Annotated in this window: 2 protein-coding genes; both read right to left on the minus strand. The window is 51.9% G+C overall.

Annotated elements, in window-relative coordinates:
- Positions 1 to 140 precede the first annotated feature (140 nt).
- The gene (locus tag ACOCD2_RS20190; RefSeq protein ID WP_293650090.1) at positions 141 to 608 is read right to left on the minus strand and encodes a hypothetical protein; all 468 of its coding nucleotides are present in this window, start codon (positions 606 to 608) and stop codon (positions 141 to 143) included.
- A gap of 44 nt (positions 609 to 652) precedes the next feature.
- Positions 653 to 1069, minus strand: a complete 417-nt coding sequence (locus ACOCD2_RS20195; protein ID WP_308214495.1) for a nucleotidyltransferase domain-containing protein — start codon at positions 1067 to 1069, stop codon at positions 653 to 655.
- Between the last annotated feature and the right edge of the window lie 269 nt (positions 1070 to 1338).

Below are 1338 nucleotides of genomic sequence, written 5' to 3' on the forward strand. Positions count from 1 at the left end.
GGGAGGGAGGGAGGTGTTGTGCTGCGGCTACGTTAAACGCGAATTATACGCTACTTTGGGTTCATTTCGCAGATATTCGGGCGCTCTTGGCTTTTTCTATGCGCAATTGCGGGCGGTATTGGCGCACCAGTGTATCCGTATCAGTAGAATCCCTTTGCTTTATCTGGGAGTTCGCCAGGATCAATTTGCATCCTGTCGATGGCAAACTGACGAACCTGATTGTAGGTGTATGAAAACATTGGGCTGTATGTTTTTGCCAACAGCAGGTCTTTGGCGAATGCAGCGGGATCTGTCATGTATTCATGTACCAGGCGATTGCGCAGGTAGCGGGCTTGCAACCAGTTTTCGGTATTTTGGAGAATGCCGAGTCGTTCTGCGCGATTCAATATTTCGATTTGGCTGCCGGTTTTTTCCGCCAGTGCCATGAGCCATCGCGGCAACAGTTTGTCGCTGATGGTGTCTTGGGTTCTGCCAAAGCGGGAAATGAATGCTTCCATGCGTTCAGCGGTTTCCGGCGTGTTTTCCAGGTTTTTCACCCAGTTTGCGTTGATTTCTTCAGAGAATACCCGGTGCCAACTGTACTGTAGGTGCCGGATTTCTTTTTCCACTGTCTCCAGTGTATGAATGAAACGGGTGACCGGGAGCAGTTCGTTCATAGCAACACGCCCTGGCGCAATGCCTCTTCGTGGATGGGTTGGCGCGGCGTTTCGGGATCCAGTACCAGGATGTCGATGGGTTGATCGCCCAGCCGCATTTGTAGCCTGGCCGCCAGTTGAAGCAGTTTTTTTTCCTTGTCTTTGATAATGTGATCGGATTCCACCAGGAGGTCGATGTCGCCGCCTTTGAGGTTGTCATGGACGCGTGAGCCGAACAGATGTATGCGCGCATTGCCAAAGATTTCCCTGGCGGTTGGCGGTTTGTTTGATGATGGTTTGGTTGCGTGGTGATAGGCGCATGGTGGAGGTATGTTAGCACGGGCTGAGGGGGGGATTCCCTCACCCCGGCCCTCTCCCAGAGGGAGAGGTGGTGTTGTGGTGGGATTTTTCCCCTCTCCCCGGCTTTCTCCCAAAGGGAGGGGGTATTTGTTTTCCGTGTCAGCACGGTGTTTTGTGTTGGTAACCAGAGTGCCGGATGTGTACAGGAAAGGCTATTACAGCCAGATTGGGTGGATCACTTGTTGGGCATTTCTGAGTATACCCAGATGACCTTCAATCGAAGCGGTTGGCTGCAAAGAATCAGGCAGTTTTCTTGATTGCCTCGACTTCTGTGGTTTCATCCTCGGTAGTAAGTGAAGGCACAGAATTCCGCAAGGTGGCGATGACTTTCTGTAGCGTGTTG

This window comes from Thiolapillus sp. (assembly GCF_048562965.1).
Lineage (GTDB): Bacteria > Pseudomonadota > Gammaproteobacteria > Chromatiales > Chromatiaceae > Thiolapillus > Thiolapillus brandeum_A.